This window comes from Sodaliphilus pleomorphus, assembly GCF_009676955.1.
GTDB classification, from domain to species: Bacteria; Bacteroidota; Bacteroidia; order Bacteroidales; family Muribaculaceae; genus Sodaliphilus; species Sodaliphilus pleomorphus.
Genome location: NZ_CP045696.1, coordinates 862142 through 877605, shown reverse-complemented (window position 1 = coordinate 877605; position 15464 = coordinate 862142). Strand labels below are relative to the sequence as shown.

Annotated in this window: 13 protein-coding genes; 6 read left to right on the top strand and 7 right to left on the bottom strand. The window is 56.9% G+C overall.

Annotation, left to right across the window (positions count from 1 at the left end):
• Positions 1-23: 23 nt before the first annotated feature.
• Positions 24-362: an HU family DNA-binding protein gene (locus tag GF423_RS03585; protein ID WP_206113351.1), complete on the top strand. Its 339-nt coding sequence runs from the start codon at positions 24-26 to the stop codon at positions 360-362.
• A 391-nt stretch (positions 363-753) separates the two neighbouring features.
• Positions 754-2382 carry an Rne/Rng family ribonuclease gene (locus GF423_RS03580; protein ID WP_154327090.1) on the top strand — a complete coding sequence of 543 codons (1629 nt, stop codon included), beginning with the start codon at positions 754-756 and terminating at the stop codon, positions 2380-2382.
• Between the two features lie 321 nt (positions 2383-2703).
• On the opposite strand, the gene GF423_RS03575 is transcribed toward GF423_RS03580, so the two are convergent.
• Positions 2704-4980 carry a polyribonucleotide nucleotidyltransferase gene (locus tag GF423_RS03575; protein ID WP_154327089.1) on the bottom strand — a complete coding sequence of 759 codons (2277 nt, stop codon included), beginning with the start codon at positions 4978-4980 and terminating at the stop codon, positions 2704-2706.
• A gap of 208 nt (positions 4981-5188) precedes the next feature.
• On the opposite strand from GF423_RS03575, the gene GF423_RS03570 reads away from it, so the two are divergent.
• On the top strand, positions 5189-6493 hold the full coding sequence (locus GF423_RS03570; protein ID WP_154327088.1) for a M64 family metallopeptidase: 1305 nt from the start codon (positions 5189-5191) through the stop codon (positions 6491-6493).
• A gap of 75 nt (positions 6494-6568) precedes the next feature.
• On the opposite strand, the gene GF423_RS03565 is transcribed toward GF423_RS03570, so the two are convergent.
• The 5 genes from GF423_RS03565 to GF423_RS03545 form a co-directional block, all read right to left on the bottom strand.
• Complete coding sequence (locus GF423_RS03565; protein ID WP_154327087.1) at positions 6569-8251, bottom strand: putative transporter; 1683 nt, start codon at positions 8249-8251, stop codon at positions 6569-6571.
• A 223-nt stretch (positions 8252-8474) separates the two neighbouring features.
• Positions 8475-10598, bottom strand: a complete 2124-nt coding sequence (locus GF423_RS03560) for a M3 family metallopeptidase (RefSeq protein WP_154327086.1) — start codon at positions 10596-10598, stop codon at positions 8475-8477.
• Between the two features lie 69 nt (positions 10599-10667).
• The gene (locus tag GF423_RS03555; RefSeq protein ID WP_154327085.1) at positions 10668-11837 is read right to left on the bottom strand and encodes an endonuclease/exonuclease/phosphatase family protein; all 1170 of its coding nucleotides are present in this window, start codon (positions 11835-11837) and stop codon (positions 10668-10670) included.
• A gap of 46 nt (positions 11838-11883) precedes the next feature.
• Complete coding sequence (locus tag GF423_RS03550) at positions 11884-12774, bottom strand: rhomboid family intramembrane serine protease (RefSeq protein ID WP_154327084.1); 891 nt, start codon at positions 12772-12774, stop codon at positions 11884-11886.
• Positions 12758-13510, bottom strand: coding sequence for a rhomboid family intramembrane serine protease (locus GF423_RS03545; protein WP_154328969.1), 753 nt, complete (start codon positions 13508-13510; stop codon positions 12758-12760). The genes GF423_RS03550 and GF423_RS03545 overlap by 17 nt, the downstream gene beginning before the upstream one ends.
• A gap of 269 nt (positions 13511-13779) precedes the next feature.
• Between GF423_RS03545 and GF423_RS03540 the strand changes: the two genes are divergently transcribed.
• Positions 13780-14052 carry an HU family DNA-binding protein gene (locus GF423_RS03540; RefSeq protein ID WP_154327083.1) on the top strand — a complete coding sequence of 91 codons (273 nt, stop codon included), beginning with the start codon at positions 13780-13782 and terminating at the stop codon, positions 14050-14052.
• Between the two features lie 189 nt (positions 14053-14241).
• Here GF423_RS03540 and GF423_RS03535 read toward each other — a convergent pair whose 3' ends face one another.
• Entirely contained in the window at positions 14242-14412 is a 171-nt protein-coding gene (locus GF423_RS03535) for a hypothetical protein (protein ID WP_154327082.1), read from the bottom strand.
• A 3-nt stretch (positions 14413-14415) separates the two neighbouring features.
• Here GF423_RS03535 and GF423_RS03530 point away from each other — a divergent pair, with 3 nt between their 5' ends.
• Entirely contained in the window at positions 14416-14622 is a 207-nt protein-coding gene (locus GF423_RS03530) for a hypothetical protein (protein WP_154327081.1), read from the top strand.
• Between the two features lie 95 nt (positions 14623-14717).
• Entirely contained in the window at positions 14718-15452 is a 735-nt protein-coding gene (locus tag GF423_RS03525) for a hypothetical protein (RefSeq protein ID WP_154327080.1), read from the top strand.
• The last annotated feature ends 12 nt before the right edge of the window (positions 15453-15464 follow it).

Genomic DNA, 15464 nt, shown 5'->3' with positions numbered 1-15464 from the left:
GCTGGCAGATAGCTGCTAAGGGAATGGCTCTTTATTTTGCACTAAATGATTATTCTAAACTTTACAAATTAAATAAAACACAATTTACAATGACTAAGGCAGACATCGTAAGCGAAATCTCAAAATCTACAGGTATTGACAAGGCTTCGGTACTCGAAACACTGGAGAAATTCATGGAAACTGTGAAGGACTCTTTGGCAAGCGGTGAAAACGTGTACTTGCGTGGTTTCGGCAGCTTCATCGTGAAGACCCGTTCGCAGAAGACTGCACGCAACATCTCCAAGAACACCACCATCATCATTCCAGAGCACAAGATTCCGGCTTTCAAGCCAGCTAAGGTGTTCATGGAGCAGGTGAAATAATACAATACACAGCACGCGGCTCTTGCCAGCACCCTCGTGGTGGGGCGAGGCGATGCCTTGTCGACACAACAGTTGAGACAATAATAATATATATAATACAATTTTTTAATCATTTAATTTTAAACTAAGTAATAATATGCCAAGCGGAAAGAAAAGAAAAGGCCACAAGATGGCTACGCACAAGCGCAAGAAAAGACTTAGAAAGAATAGACACAAATCTAAGAAATAATCTTTCTGGGTGAGTCACACACACAATACTGAGAACAATCTCTTCATGCCCTGGTCTCGGTTACGAGCGCTGCGCGAGAGTTTGTTCTCGGTGTTTTTTTTAACAGCAGGCACACGTTGCTCGTGTGGGTGCCGCGTGTGTGGCTAAATCTACTTCCTCACAATGAAAAGTGAACTTGTAGTTGACGTACAACCCGCCGACATATCGACCGCCCTGCTCGAAGACGGACGGCTGGTATCGCTGCAGAAGGAGTCGCGAGATGCCTCCTATGCCGTCGGCAACCTCTACTTTGCCAAGGTGAAGAAACTCATGCCTGGCTTGAATGCCGCATTTGTGAATGTGGGCTACAGCAAAGACGCGTTTCTTCATTACCTTGATTTAGGATCACAGTTCAGCACCTACAGCGACTACATCAAGACGGTGCGCCAAAACCCCGGGAAAAAGCCCCCGAGCCTGTCGAAGGTGAAATTCAAGCCCGACATCAACAAGCACGGCTCGGTCTCCGACGTGCTCACACAAGGGCAGGAGCTCATTGTGCAAGTTGCCAAAGAGCCCATCTCGACCAAGGGACCCCGGTTGACTACCGAAATCACCTTCACAGGACGCTTCATGGTCCTGATTCCGTTCAACGACAAGATTTCGGTGTCGCAAAAGATCAAAGACTCGGCCGAGAAAATGCGCCTGCGTCGCCTCGTGGAGAGCATCAAGCCCGCCCACTTCGGCGTCATCATCCGCACGTCGGCCGAAAACAAGCGCGCAGCCGAACTCAATGCCGAGATGAAGGTGCTGGTGAAAAGCTGGGACGACGCTGTTGCCAAGATTCAACATGCCGAGGCCCCCGAACTCGTCTACGAGGAGGAGAGCCGGGCCGTGAGCTTGATACGCGACATCTTCAGCCCCGACTTCGAAAGCATCCACGTGAACAACGCCGAGATCTTCGACCAAATTCACCACTATGTGAGCCTAATCGCCCCCGACCGTGCCGATATCGTGAAGATTTACACCGACGAGACGCCTATCTTCGACAAGTTTAATGTCACCAGGCAAATCAAGTCGTCGTTTGGCAAAACGGTATCTTTCAAGTCGGGCGCATACATTATTATTGAGACAACCGAAGCACTGCATGTGATCGATGTCAACTCGGGCAACCGCTCGAGGGCTTCGAGCGACCAGGAGAGCAATGCGCTCGATGTGAACCTGCTCGCTGCCGACGAGATCGCCCGCCAGCTGCGCCTGCGCGACATGGGCGGCATCATCGTCATCGACTTTATCGACATGGCCAAGGCCGAACACCGCCAGGCCCTCTACGACCACATGCGAGAAGTGATGCAGAAGGACCGTGCCCGGCACAATATCTTGCCCCTGAGCAAGTTCGGGCTCATGCAAATCACGCGGCAACGCGTGCGACCGGCCCTTGACATCGTCACTGCCGAGACCTGCCCTTCGTGTGGAGGTAAGGGCGAGATCCAGCCTTCGCTGTTGTTTACCGACATGCTCAAAGACAAAATTTCCTATTTGGTCAACGACCTGCATGTCGATCGATTCACAATGTATGTCCACCCCTTTGTCGAGGCCTATCTCAAGAAGGGTATCATCAGCGAGTACTTCAAGTGGCGCCGTGAGTTTGGACGCAAGTTCAAAATCCTGCCCGACCAGTCGCTGGCCTACCTGCAATACAAGGTGCTCGACAAGAACCACAACGAAATCGACCTTAAAGAAGAGAAAGACACAAGCAGTTCGCAGAGCAAGAAGGAACGCCGCTCCAAGAACCAGCGCAATTTAGACAACTGAGGCGCCCAGCCCTGTGCCCAGCCCGCACACACACATCATTGTGGCGGCAGGCCTATACTCATCATCATCGAGGCTGAGCGGCAGTTGAAACAAAAAGAAAAAAAGCACGAGTCCCGCAGCCCAGGCGCAACATCGCCGCCTCCTGGCTGCGGGACTTTTTGCGTGCTACATGGCGGCCGTGCCGTGCTGCCCCATGTGTGGCGCCTGCCCATGTAAAAAATCGCCAGGGTCTGCACTATTGCAGGCTCTGGCGATGTGGTATCGACGCCTCCCGTCCCTTTATGGGGGTGCATGAGGCATGGGGTAGTCGTCGTGGGGGTGTTACTGCTGCTCGTCTTGCTGGCGAGGCTCACGGCGTGGACCGCGGCTCTCGCGACGCGGACCACGGCCCTCGCTGCGGCGTGGGCCACGACCCTCACCACGGCGCTCGCCGTCGTGGCGAGGACCGCCGCGGCGTTCGCCGCCCCTGCGCTCGGTCCAGCCCTCGGGCTTGTCTTGCAGGGCGCGCATGCTCAGGCGGTACTTGCCCGTCTTCTTGTCGATCTCGATGAGCTTCACCTTCACGATGTCGCCCTCGTGCAGGCCGCTGGCTTCCATGTCCTCGAGGCGGTCCCAGCTTATCTCGCTGATGTGCAGCAGGCCGTCGCGGCCAGGCATGAACTCGACAAATGCGCCAAACTCGAGGATGCTCTTCACCGGGCCCTCATACACCTTGTCGATCTCAGGCACAGCGATGATGGCCTTGATGCGCTCTACGGCAGCATCGATCTTGTCCTTGTCGGGGGCGCTGATGTCGATTTCTCCCTTGCCGTCGATCTCGTCGATGGTCACGATGGCACCCGTATCCTCCTGGATGCCTTGTATCACCTCGCCGCCCTTGCCTATGATGGCGCCTATGAAGTCCTTGTCGACGGTCATGTGCACGATGCGCGGCACATGAGGCTTGTAGTCGGCACGCGGCTCGGGTATGGCCTCGTTGATGAGCTTGAGGATGTGCAGGCGGCCCTCCTTGGCTTGCTGCAGAGCCTTCTCAAGAATCTCGTAGGGCAGACCGTCGCACTTGATGTCCATCTGTGTGGCAGTGATGCCGTCGACGGTGCCAGTCACCTTGAAGTCCATGTCGCCCAGGTGGTCTTCATCGCCCAGGATGTCGCTCAAGATGGCGTGCTTCACGTTGCCCTCGTCGCTTATCAGGCCCATGGCCACGCCGGCCACCGGCTTCTTCAGCTTCACGCCGGCATCGAGCAGTGCCATGCAGCCGGCACACACAGTAGCCATCGACGACGAGCCGTTCGATTCCAGAATATCGCTCACCACACGCACCGTGTAGGGCAGGTCGGCCGGGAGCATGCGCTTCAGGGCGCGGCGTGCCAGGTTGCCGTGCCCTATCTCGCGGCGGCTGATGCCGCGGGCTGCCTTGGCCTCGCCAGTGGCAAAGCCTGGGAAGTTGTAGTGCAGCAAGAAGCGCTCGTCGTAGCGCACCAGGGCGTCGTCGACGAGCTTCTCGTCGAGCTTGGTGCCCAGGGTCACGGTTGCCAGAGCCTGGGTCTCGCCACGCTGGAACAAGGCCGATCCGTGTGGGCCGGGCAGGTAGTCGGGGATGCACGTGATGGGCCTTATCTCGTCGAGACGGCGGCCGTCCATGCGTATGCCCTCGTCGAGGATGCAGCGGCGCACGGCGTCGCGCTGTATCTCGTTGAAGTAGCGGGTGATCATCGGGGTCTTCTCCTCGCGCTCCTCCTCGGGGATGGTCTCCATGAAGTCGTCAAAGGCCTTCTGGAAGCTGTCGTTGCGCCATTGCTTGTCGGCGTTGCCGGCCTTGGCCACGGCATAGCACTTGGGGTAAATTTCCTTGCGCATGCGCTCGTGTATCTCCTCGTCGTCGGTCTCGTGGCAGTACTCACGCTTCACCACGCCCAGCTCCTGGGCCAGCTCCTTCTGCATCAGGCACAGGGGCTTGATTGCCTCGTGGGCAGCCTTGAGGGCAGCGATGAGCTCATCTTCTGAGCATTCGTCCATCTCACCTTCGACCATCATAATATTGTCGTATGTAGCACCTACCATCAGTTCTATGTCAGCGTCTTTGGCCTGTTCAAATGTAGGATCGATGACGAATTCGCCGTTGATGCGTGCCACACGCACCTCGGCAATGGGCTCCTCAAAGGGGACGTCGCTCACGGCGATGGCTGCACTGGCAGCCAGGCCGGCAAAGGCATCGGGCTGGTCTACGCCGTCGCTCGAAAACAGGATCACGTTCACTATCGTGTTGGCATGATAGTTGGACGGGAACAGCGGGCGCAGCACGCGGTCGACCAGGCGGGCGGTGAGTATCTCGTTGTCGCTCGGGCGGCCTTCACGCTTGGTGAAACCGCCGGGATAACGGCCCACCGACGAGTATTTCTCTTTGTATTCAACTTGCAGGGGCATGAAGTCGGCCCCCTCCTCGGCCTCTTTGGCCGAACACACTGTAGCCAGCAACATGGTGTTGCCAAAGCGCAGTTCAACAGCTCCATCGGCTTGCTTGGCAAGTCTCCCTGTTTCAATGCTGATCTCGCGACCGTCAGCCAGGGCGATGGTTTTCTTTGTAGGTGTTAACATATTTTTTTTATTATACTAGTAAAAATCGGACAAAGATATGAATTATTTTTCACAGCCACAATTATTTATCTTGTTTTGTTCCTGCTATCGGGCAATATTTTGGCCACCTCGCGGCGTCGGGGCTCTTGTCGAGGACGCCTAAATGTTGTAAGTTTGCAGTGGCGCGGTTTTGCTCCACGCCGCTACAATACCCATTATTATTTCACTCATGAAGCTCCAATTCATCATCACCGCTGCAATGCTCCTGTGCCTGGGCGTGCCCGCACAGGCGCGGCACATCGACTTCGACACCCACTTCAGCGATACCACGCTGCGCCTCAACTACATCTTCTCGGGCAATGCCGCCTGCCAGCACATTGCCGTGAGCAACTACTGCAAGAGTGCCCACTGGTGGGGCAAGCGCCACAGGCTGGCGCAGGTGCCGGTTGAGGGCAACGGCCAGCTCACCATGCGCCTGCACCGCACTGGCGAAGTGATATACCGCAACTCATTCTCCACCCTGTTTCAGGAGTGGCTCACCAGCCCCGAGGCACAGGTCGCCAGCCGTGCGTTTGAAAACGTGTTTCTCGTGCCCATGCCCGTCGACACGGTCGATATCACCGTCGACCTGCGCGACAGCCGCCACCGCGTCGCTGCCTCGCTCACCCACCAGGTAGTGCCCAGCGACATTCTCACGCGCAACACCGATGCAGCAGGCACTGCGCCTCATGTGGTCGTGCAGCGTGCTGCCGACTCGTTGCGCTGCATTCACATCGCCTATGTGGCCGAGGGCTACACCCAGGCCGAGATGGCCACCTTCCTTGCCGACGTCGACAAGGCCAACGAGGCCCTGTTTGCCCACGAGCCTTTCAAGAGCAACCGCAACAAGTTCAGCATCGTGGCTGTCACAGCCCCGTCGGCCCAGAGCGGCACCAGCGAGCCTGGCAATGGCGTGTGGCGCAACACGCTGCTCCAGTCGCACTTCGACACCTTCTACAGCGACCGCTATCTCACCACCCTGGCACTCAATCGCTTGCACGACGTGCTCGCGGGCATTCCCTATGAGCACATCATTGTGCTGGTCAACAGCAGCAAGTATGGCGGCGGTGGCATCCTCAACAGCTACGACCTGTCGTCGACCCACCACAAGGCTTTTGCCCAGGTCATTGTCCACGAGTTTGGCCACAGTTTTGCCGGCCTGGCCGACGAGTATGCCTATGCCGGCGAGGAGGATTCTACCTATCCCCGCGACGTGGAGCCTTGGGAGCCCAACATCACCACGCTGGCGCATTTCAAGGGCAAGTGGGAGCAGCTCGTCGCCAGCCACACTCCCGTGCCCACGCCGGTCGACTCGGCACGGCTCGACCGTCCCGGCCTCTACGAGGGCGCCGGCTACAGCCTCAAGGGCGTGTATCGCGCCTATCCCGACTGCCGCATGCGCTCCAATGCCGTTCCCTACTTTTGCCCCGTGTGCCGCAAGGCCATAGAGCGTGTCATCGACTTCTACACCGCCCCTGAGGCCGACGGGCAGTAAAAAAAAAGGGAGGAAGCTCACACACGTGGGCTTCCTCTCGATTGCAGTTGTCGTGCTACCTCGCGGTAGCCGCGCTCAAGCCAGTACCAGGATGAGAATTTGCGCCGTGATCACGCGCATAAACATCGTGAGCGGGTACACGGTGGAGTAGGCCACGGCTGGCGCGTCGTTGTTGAAGGTCTTGTTGGCATAGGCCAGGGCTGGCGGGTCGGTGGTGGAGCCCGATATCAGGCCCATGAGTGTGCCATAGTTCATCTTAAACTTGCCGCGTGCCAGCGAGGCCACTATCATGAGCGGGATGAAGGTGATGATGAAGCCATACAGCACCCAGCGCGCTCCTGTGGCGGTGAACACGGTGACGCCAAACTTGCCGCCGGCGGCAAGGCCCACACTGGCCAGGAAGAGACACATGCCCAGCTCGCGCAGCATGAGGTTGGCGCTCGACGAGGTGTAGGTCACAATCTTTATCTTGTAGCCCCAGCGGCCCAGGCATATAGCCGCAATCAGAGGGCCGCCGGCCAGGCCGAGCTTCATGGGCACCGTCATGCCCGGTATGGCGATGGGTATCGAGCCGATGAGGATACCCACAAAGATGCCTATAAACATCATGAACATGTTGGGCTGGTTGAGGCGCTTCACCGAGTTGCCCAGGTTGGAGGCCAGGCGGTTGATGTCGTCGAGCTGGCCCACCACCGTGATGCGGTCGCCCACTTGCAGGCTCAGGTTGGCGCTGGCCAGCAGCTCCACGCCGGCGCGGTTCACGCGGGTGGCGTTCAGCCCGTAGCCCTTGGGCAGACGCAGCTGACCTATTTTCTTGCCGCTGTAGGCGTTGTTGGTCACCACGATGCGGCGCGACACCACGGGCGTCTGCTCCATCTTCCAGTCCATTTCCACCTTGTGTCCTATCACGGCGTCAAACACTTCCTCGTCTTGCACGCTTATCACGATGCGCAGCAGGTCGTGGTCTTCGATTTTGGTGTCGGCCTTGGGCACGATTACCTCGCCGGTAGCGTGCTTCTTGATGCGCGATATCACAAAGTTGCGGTCGATGATGCCGTGCATGCGTTCGACGGTGCAGTCGTAGATGAGACGGTTGGTCACCTCGTAGGTGACCACGTGGGGCTTGAGCAGGCTTTGCTCCCTGTCTTCCTCTACCGCCTTGGAGTCGCTCTCGACGTTGACCTTGAAAATCACTTTCACCAGTATCATCGACAGGATGATGCCCACCACGCCCAGCGGGTAGGCGGCGGCATAGCCCATCGACATCGACTCGTTGAGCGGGCGGGCGGCCTCGCCACCCAGGGTCTCGATGAGCGACTGCTGGGCAGCACCCAGCCCGGGCGTGTTGGTCACACTACCCGAGAGTATGCCCACGATCTCGTTGGGCTTCACGTCGCCGGTGCAGTAGTATATGGCCAGGGCTACAACGATGTTGAGCCCTATGATGGCCAGTGCCAAGCCATTGAGCAGCAGGCCGCCTTCCTTGAACGACGAGAAAAACGAAGGGCCCACTTGCAATCCTATCGAGAAGATAAACAGAATGAGTCCGAATTCTTGTATAAACTTGAGGATGTTGGGGTCGATCACGGCGCCGAAGTGGCCCACCGCAAGACCCACAAAGAGTACGAAGATTGAACCCAGCGAGATGCCGAAGATTTTTATCTTGCCCAGTGCCATGCCTATGGCGATGACAAAGGAGTAGATAAAGATGGCGTGTGCCACGCTGTTGCCCGTTATGAGTTCGATTATCCAATCCATAAAGATGAGTGTGTTGATTGTGACTGATTGCGCTATTTATTTGTGCAAAGGTACAAAAATTACCGCACATGGCAATATCGGCGCTGCCGTGCCCTGCAGGGGCAGGGCTCCCGGGCTCATGCAATCAAGAAAAGGTGCTGCAATGTGCAACGTGAATTGCCTATTGCAGCACCTTGTGGGTGCGAGAGTCGTCATGCGGCAGGGGGGGCACTCTGTGCGGTGCTCACTTGAGGCCGCGGGCGCGCAGCAGGGCGTCGGCGTTGGGCTCGTGGCCGCTGAACTTCTTGTAGAGCGTCATGGCATCGTCGGTGTCGCCTGGCTCCAGGATGTAGTGCATGTAGTCGGCCGCAACGGCTGGGTTGAGCGGGCCCTCGGTCTCAAAGCGGTTCCAAGCGTCGGCTGCAAGCACCTCGCTCCACAGGTAGGTGTAGTAGCCGCAGCTGTACTGGTCGTTGTCGAAGATGTGCTTGAAGTAGGGGCTGCGATAGCGGTATTCCACCACCTCGGGCTTGCCCAGGCGACGCGACACCCAGTTTTCAAAAGCCTTGACGTCGATATCCTTGGCAAAGTCGAGCTTGTGCCACTCGATGTCGAGCAGGGCGGCGCCCACCAGCTCGGTGGTCATGAAGCCCTGGTTGAACTTGCTGGTCTCGATGATCTTGTCGACGAGATTTTGCGGTATCACCTCGCCGGTCTTGTAATTCTTGGCATAGTTCTTGAGCACCTCGGGCACGAGCGCGAAGTTCTCGTTCATCTGCGAGGGCTGCTCCACCATGTCGCGGTCGATGTTGGTGCCTTCAAGTCCCTTGTAGGGGGCGCGGGTGAGCATGCCGTTGAGGGCATGGCCAAACTCGTGGAACACGGTTTCTACCTCGTCGAGCGTGAGCAGCGAGGGGGCGTCTTTGGTGGGAGGCGTGAGGCTGGCCACGTTGTAGATGATGGGGCGTTCGCTCTTGCCGCCGAAGTCGTAGGCTGCGTTGAGCTCGCTCATCCATGCGCCTTGTGCCTTGGTGGCACGCGGGAAATAGTCGGTCATGAACACGGCCACGTGCTTGCCGTTGTTGTCGGTCACGTCATACACGGTCACCTCGGGGTTGTACTTCGGCGCCTTGGGCATAACCTTGAAGTTGAGGCCGTAGAGCTTCTTGGCGACATAGAAGATGCCGTTTTTCACCACGCTGTCGAGCACAAAGTAGGGGCGCACCTGGTCCTCGCTGAAGTTGAATTTCTCTTTCTTCACCTTCTCGGCATAGTAGTAATAGTCGTAGGCGGCAATCTTGAAGTTGCCACCGTGGCTGTCGGCATAGCGCTGCATGTCGGCCACTTCCTCGTCCACCTTTTTCACTGCGGGCTTCCACAGTTGCATGAGCAGCTTCTCGGCAGCCTCGGGGGTCTTGGCCATCCAGGGGTCGACAGCATAGTCGGCAAAGGTCTTGAAGCCAAGCATCTTGGCTTTCTTCTGGCGCAGCTGCATGATCTCGTTGATGATGGCGCTGTTGTCGTAGGCATTGCCGCGGCTGGCCGTGTGGGTGTAGGTCTCATACATCTGCTTGCGCAGGTCGCGGTCGTCGGCGTTGGTGAGCACGCTCAGGCGGGTTGCGCCCGAGGCGGTAAACACCCACTTGCCCGGCATGCCCTTCTCGCCGGCCAGCTTGGCGGCGTCGTCGATGGTCGACTGGGGCAGCCCCGAGAGACGCTCCTTGCTGTCGACCACAATCAGGTTGTTGGCAATCTCGTGCATCACGTTTTGGGTGAAGTTGAGTTGCAGCGAGGCCAGGCGCTTGTTGATGGCTTTGAGTGTGTCTTTGTGGGCGGCGTCGAGCAGGGCGCCGTTGCGCACAAAGCGCTTGTAGTACTTGTCGGTGAGGCGCCGTTGTGCCTTGTCGAGCTTCAGTGCATCGGCATTGTCGTGCACAGCCTTGACGCGGGCAAAGAGGCCGGGATTCATATACATGGCGTCGCTCTGTGCCGTGAGCATGGGCGACACTTGCTCGGCGAGCTTCTGCATCTCGGGCGTGGCGTCGCTCTCGCTCAAGGCGTAGAACACATAGGACACGCGGCTCAGTATCTCGCCGCAGTTGTCGAGTGCGAGCACCGTGTTTTCAAAGTCGGGCGTCTTCTTGCTGGCCACGATGGCGGCTATCTCTTGGTTTTGCTGCTCGATGCCGGCTTTGATGGCGGGAATGTAGTCGTCGAGGGTGATTTTCTCAAAGGGTGGAATCCCATACTGTGTGGTATAGGGTTTCAAGAATGGATTTTGATGCTGTTTCACGTTGGTTTTGTTTGCCCCGGCGGCGCCTGTTGCAAGGCACCCTATGGCCAGGAGTGATAATAATACTTTCTTCATAATCAGCGTTGCTTTAAGATTAATTTGTATTTATTGATATAGTGTGTGTGTGACTATTCTTGCAGCGGCTCAGTTTTTCCACACAAAGGTGGTCACCAGCGGGTAGTGGTCGCTTGAGCCGGCCCGGTCGCGGTGGCACGAGGTTGCAATCATGTCGCCGCGGTAAAGCACCTGGTCGATTTTGAAATACAGGCGGCTGCCGTGGAAGGTGTAGGTGGGACCGAAGCCGCACTCCATCCACGCATCGTGCATGTCGCTGCCGCGCACGGTGCGATAGGCAAACGACTGGGGCGTGTCGTTGAAGTCGCCGCACACGATCACGTTCTCGTCGCTTTGGTCAATCACCTCGCGTATGATGCGCGCCTGCTGGGCATGCTTGCGGAAGGCGAGCCCCAGTTTGCCTATCAGCGTGTAGCGCACCCGCTTGAGCCGCTCGCGAGAGCCTTCGGTCTTGAAGTCGGTCATCTCGACAAAGGCCTTGCGGTCGTCGAGCGAGAGCCCTATCGAGTTGAGGTGGATGTTGAAGATGCGCACCGTGTGGCCAGGCACCAGCACATCGAAGGCCCGGGCATAGAAGTGGTAGCTGTTCACCGGGTCGTCGGGCGCGGCAAAGCCCTCTTTCACCGCCGGGTCTTCGACCTTGGTGTAGGGGTGCTTCGACCATATTATCTGGTCGTGATACCCGTGGTCACGGTAGGGATATTTCTTCTTTATCTCCTTCATGTAGGGCTTCATGAGCTTCAAGTCGTTGTAGTCGGCGTTGAGCGAGGCTTCTTGCAGCAGCACCACGTCGGCATCCTGGTTGAGGATGTAGTTCACGGTGGCCTGGCCCTGTTTGTTGCCCACACTGTCGTCGCCCACCTTCATCACGTTGAAGTTCATGACGTTGAATGTGAGCACCTTAAACATCGTCGAGTCTTGCTTGGCTGTGGGCTTGTGGGTGCTTATGTTGAACGGGCTTATCACCCGCACCGTGGGCCACGACAGCCCCATGGCCAGAAACAGCAGCAGCGACACGCGCCACTGGCCCACGATAATCCACAGCAAGGCCGCCATGAGCGACACGATAAACACAAACGGGAAGGCAAGCGTGGCCAGGGCGAAGACTGTGCCCCGCTCGGGGTCGATGTGACCGCCGTAGGCCGCAAAGACCAGCAGCACCGCAAGCATGAAGGTCATGACGATGCCTATGCCTATGGCGAGATGCTTGATGCGATATGACTTCCGGTTGATGTGCATAGATGATGATGATGATGATGACAGGTTGACTTCAGTCGTAGCTCTTTTAGTTGGACGATGCCTTGAAGAGGGTCTCCTTTTCCTTGTCGCTCAGTGCGCCGTAGCCCGAGCGCTTGAGCTTGTCGAGAATGGCATCGATCTCGGCCTCGCTGGGCCCTTGGGGCGACGGTGCCGCAGCCCTGTTGGCCTGGTAGTGAAAGGCCCTTCCGCCTGTGGGCCGCCCTGGCCCCCGGCGGCGCTTGAAGAGGCCTGCCATGGAGTCGAGGCAGGCATTGAGCCACGCGGTGATGTCGTGGCCGCGCCGCATGGCAAGGCCGTAGGCCACTCCCACGAGGGCCCCACCCAGGTGAGCTGCCTGCGCCCCCATTTGCGCCTCGCCGGTGCCCAGCATCAGGATCACAATGGTGATGATGGCCACCCACTTGAGCGAGATGTCGCCCAGCATGAGCAGCCCTATGCGGTAGTCGGGGGCATAGACTGCCACTGCAACCACAATGGCAAGTATCGAGGCCGATGCCCCTATGAGATAGGCCGTGGCCGGCTGGTGGGCAAAGTAGGGCAGGGTGGCATAGGCCGCCAGGTAGAGGGCGCCGCCGCCCAGTCCGCCCATGAGGTAGAGCCCCACGAGCTGCTTGGAGTTGAAATATTCCAGAAAGATGCGTCCCAGCCAGTATAGCCACAGCATGTTGAACAAGATGTGCAACACGTCGTAGTGGAAAAACATGTAGCTCACGGCCGTCCATGGCTGGCGGGCCAGACCCTCAAGGGTCGAGGGCATCTCCACCCACTTGATGAGCTGCTCGGCAGGCACACCCATGAGCACGCCCACAAGCGCTACAACGCGCAGGGCCAGGAAGAGCCCCACGTCGATATACACCAGCCGCAGCAGCGGTGTGGCGCGACGGTAGCGCGACGAGATGTCAGTCCATATACTCATATCCGCGCCCCATGTGTTTTGTTTTTCTCCAGTACAGCAAGAGCAGGAAGCCAAACAGCATGCCGCCCAGGTGGGCAAAGTGGGCCACGCTGGTGACCTCGCCCGTAACGCCGAAGGCCAGCTCCACCAGCCCGTACCCTATCACCATCCATTTGGCCTTGATGGGGAACGGGAAGGGGATGATGTAGAGCGGCATGTTGGGAAATAGCATGCCGAAGGCCAGCAGAATGCCAAACACTGCGCCCGAGGCCCCGATGGTGACAAAGGCATTGAAACACTGGTTGAGCATCGAGGCAGGTATTGCGCCTGTGGCTATGGCTTGCTGCAACTGCGCTGTGGTGACGCCCGCCACGCCGCCGTAGCTGAACATGCCGGCTGCCACGGCAGGCCAGGTGAATTGCCACACAAGCTCCTGCACCAGTGCTGCGCCCAAGCCGCACACGACATAGTAGGTGAGGTAGCGGTTGCGTCCCATCACTGGCTCGAGAATGCGGCCAAACATCCACAACGAAAACATGTTGAAGAAAATGTGGGTAAATCCCGAGCCCAAGCTGCTCGTGTCGTGCATGAACATGTAGGTCACAAACTGCCACAGTCCGAAGTCGCTGCCTTTCCAGAAGTGCAACCCCAGGTACAGGTCCAGGTCCACCCCCTTGCCCTTGAGCACGAAGGTGGCCACCCACACGAGCACATTGATGATGAGCAGGTTTTTGGTTACAGGCGGAATCGAGTCGATGAACCCTCTGTTGTAGTGATAAGATGCCATGTTTCTTTCTCTCTCCTTTTTATACTGTTTTGCTGTCGAAGCGTTTTGTCGATGTTTTTATCTGCAAATGTAATGAAAATAGCTCTTCTTTTGCTATTAATTATCCCTAAAACGCCCATTTTTCGGTAAAATTTAAAATTTTTGTGCAAAATTTTTTGTTTTATTTTTCTCTTTGTCTATATTTGCGCAAATAAATGCCTAGAAACTATAATAATAACATTAAAAAAAAGCAAATTGTTATGAACAAGACAGAATTAATCAACGCTATCGTTGCAAAAGCAGGATTGAGTAAAGTTGATGCAACCAAGGCTCTCAAAGCCGGCATCGAGGCAGTAGAAGAAGCGCTGGCCAAGGGCGACAAGGTGGCTCTCATAGGCTTCGGCACTTTCGCAGTGCAAGAGAAGGCTGCTCGCACGGGCATCAACCCCGCAACCAAGCAGAAAATCGAAATCCCTGCCAAGAAGGTAGTGAAGTTCAAAGCTGGTGCCGAGCTCACCGAGAAGGTGAAATAAAGACTGCTCCCTTTTTCCACCCAGCCGTTGCCTGGCAACGCTCAAGAAGAGAGTCTGTAAGTTTTAAGCTCCATAAAACGAAACACTGCAATCTATCTCCTTTTGGGATGTCGCATTGCAGCGTTTCGCTTTTTTTTGCGACAAGCAATTTTTTTTAGACTGACTTTTATTCCCAACCAATCTTATGAATCACTCCTCCACTCGTTTGCCGTTCATTGTATTCATTGCTCTCATTGCCGGCAGCACCCATGTGCGTGCCCAAGAGATATGGTGCAGCATCTGGAGCACCAGCACCGACCGCCCCAGCGGCATGTACGCACTCGACGCCTCGGCTGCCGACACGGCCTTCACCCTGCTCAAATTGTGCTCACGCGCAACGAGGCTGGTTTCAGCGCCCAGGCACGCAAGTTTGTCAACATTCCCACCACTTCGACTGGCGTGGGCGGGGTGAAGACGACTGCTGTTGCCGCCGATGGTGCCTACTACGACCTCAATGGCCGGCGGGTGACTGCACCTGCTCGGGGCACAATCTACATCCACAATGGCAAGAAGGTGAAATTGAGCCGTTGACGCCGCCTCCTGCTCCAAGCCAGAGTTTTTTTATATTATGTATTATATATATCTATAACATGTGTTTCACATGCAATCCTAAAATTATCAACACTATGAAAAAATTTTTATTCCTTTCGGCAGCAACGATGATTGCTGCAACTCAAGTGTGTGTAAATGCTGCTACCAAGGTCGTTGAAAACTACACCTACGACTTCAACGAGGCCTATGGCACTCTCGACTCCAATGGCAACTACGTGTCGGAGACCGCAGCTCCGGCCAACTGGGGGCACGTGCTCGACGACGGCGGCCTCGGCACCTACCCGGTGTACCGCTTCATGGCCAACGACGGTGTCGACAACAGCGCTTGCCTCTATGTGTGGAACACGGTAGAGTATGACGAGGACTTTGGCGACATCGCCAAAGAGGACATGCTCGTCACTCCGCCCGTTGAAGGCAACATCAGCATCATGGTGAAGAAGTATTTCACTTGGGGCTCGGTGAAATTTTACGTGGTCACTCCCAATGGCGACAGCTGGGATATAGGCACCGAACTCACTGGCACTCCCGCCGAGGAACTGTCGACCGACAAGTTTGTGAAGGTTCAAGTCGCCAATGTGCCCCAAAACACCCGTGTGGGCGTGTGGGCCAATCAGGTGCAGCTCGACGACTTCAAGGCCGACAAGGCAACAATCGACGTGGTCGAGACTGGTGTCAATGATGTGAATGTGGCAACGCCCTCCAGTGGCCGCCACACCATATACACGCTGGGCGGCCAGCGCATCGATGCGCCCGTGAGCTCGCTCGATGCAGGCGTCTACATCATCGACGGCGTGAAGGTGAAGAAGTAGAACCCGCGCCGT

What these genes read in the sequence shown, in the direction of transcription:
- GF423_RS03540 (WP_154327083.1), top strand. Translation starts at nt 13,780, where the DNA reads ATGAACAAGACAGAATTAATCAACGCTATCGTTGCAAAAGCAGGATTG.
- GF423_RS03555 (WP_154327085.1), bottom strand. Translation starts at nt 11,837, where the DNA reads ATGCACATCAACCGGAAGTCATATCGCATCAAGCATCTCGCCATAGGC.
- GF423_RS03575 (WP_154327089.1), bottom strand. Translation starts at nt 4,980, where the DNA reads ATGTTAACACCTACAAAGAAAACCATCGCCCTGGCTGACGGTCGCGAG.
- GF423_RS03570 (WP_154327088.1), top strand. Translation starts at nt 5,189, where the DNA reads ATGAAGCTCCAATTCATCATCACCGCTGCAATGCTCCTGTGCCTGGGC.
- GF423_RS03585 (WP_206113351.1), top strand. Translation starts at nt 24, where the DNA reads ATGGCTCTTTATTTTGCACTAAATGATTATTCTAAACTTTACAAATTA.
- GF423_RS03560 (WP_154327086.1), bottom strand. Translation starts at nt 10,598, where the DNA reads ATGAAGAAAGTATTATTATCACTCCTGGCCATAGGGTGCCTTGCAACA.
- GF423_RS03580 (WP_154327090.1), top strand. Translation starts at nt 754, where the DNA reads ATGAAAAGTGAACTTGTAGTTGACGTACAACCCGCCGACATATCGACC.
- GF423_RS03565 (WP_154327087.1), bottom strand. Translation starts at nt 8,251, where the DNA reads ATGGATTGGATAATCGAACTCATAACGGGCAACAGCGTGGCACACGCC.
- GF423_RS03525 (WP_154327080.1), top strand. Translation starts at nt 14,718, where the DNA reads ATGAAAAAATTTTTATTCCTTTCGGCAGCAACGATGATTGCTGCAACT.
- GF423_RS03550 (WP_154327084.1), bottom strand. Translation starts at nt 12,774, where the DNA reads ATGAGTATATGGACTGACATCTCGTCGCGCTACCGTCGCGCCACACCG.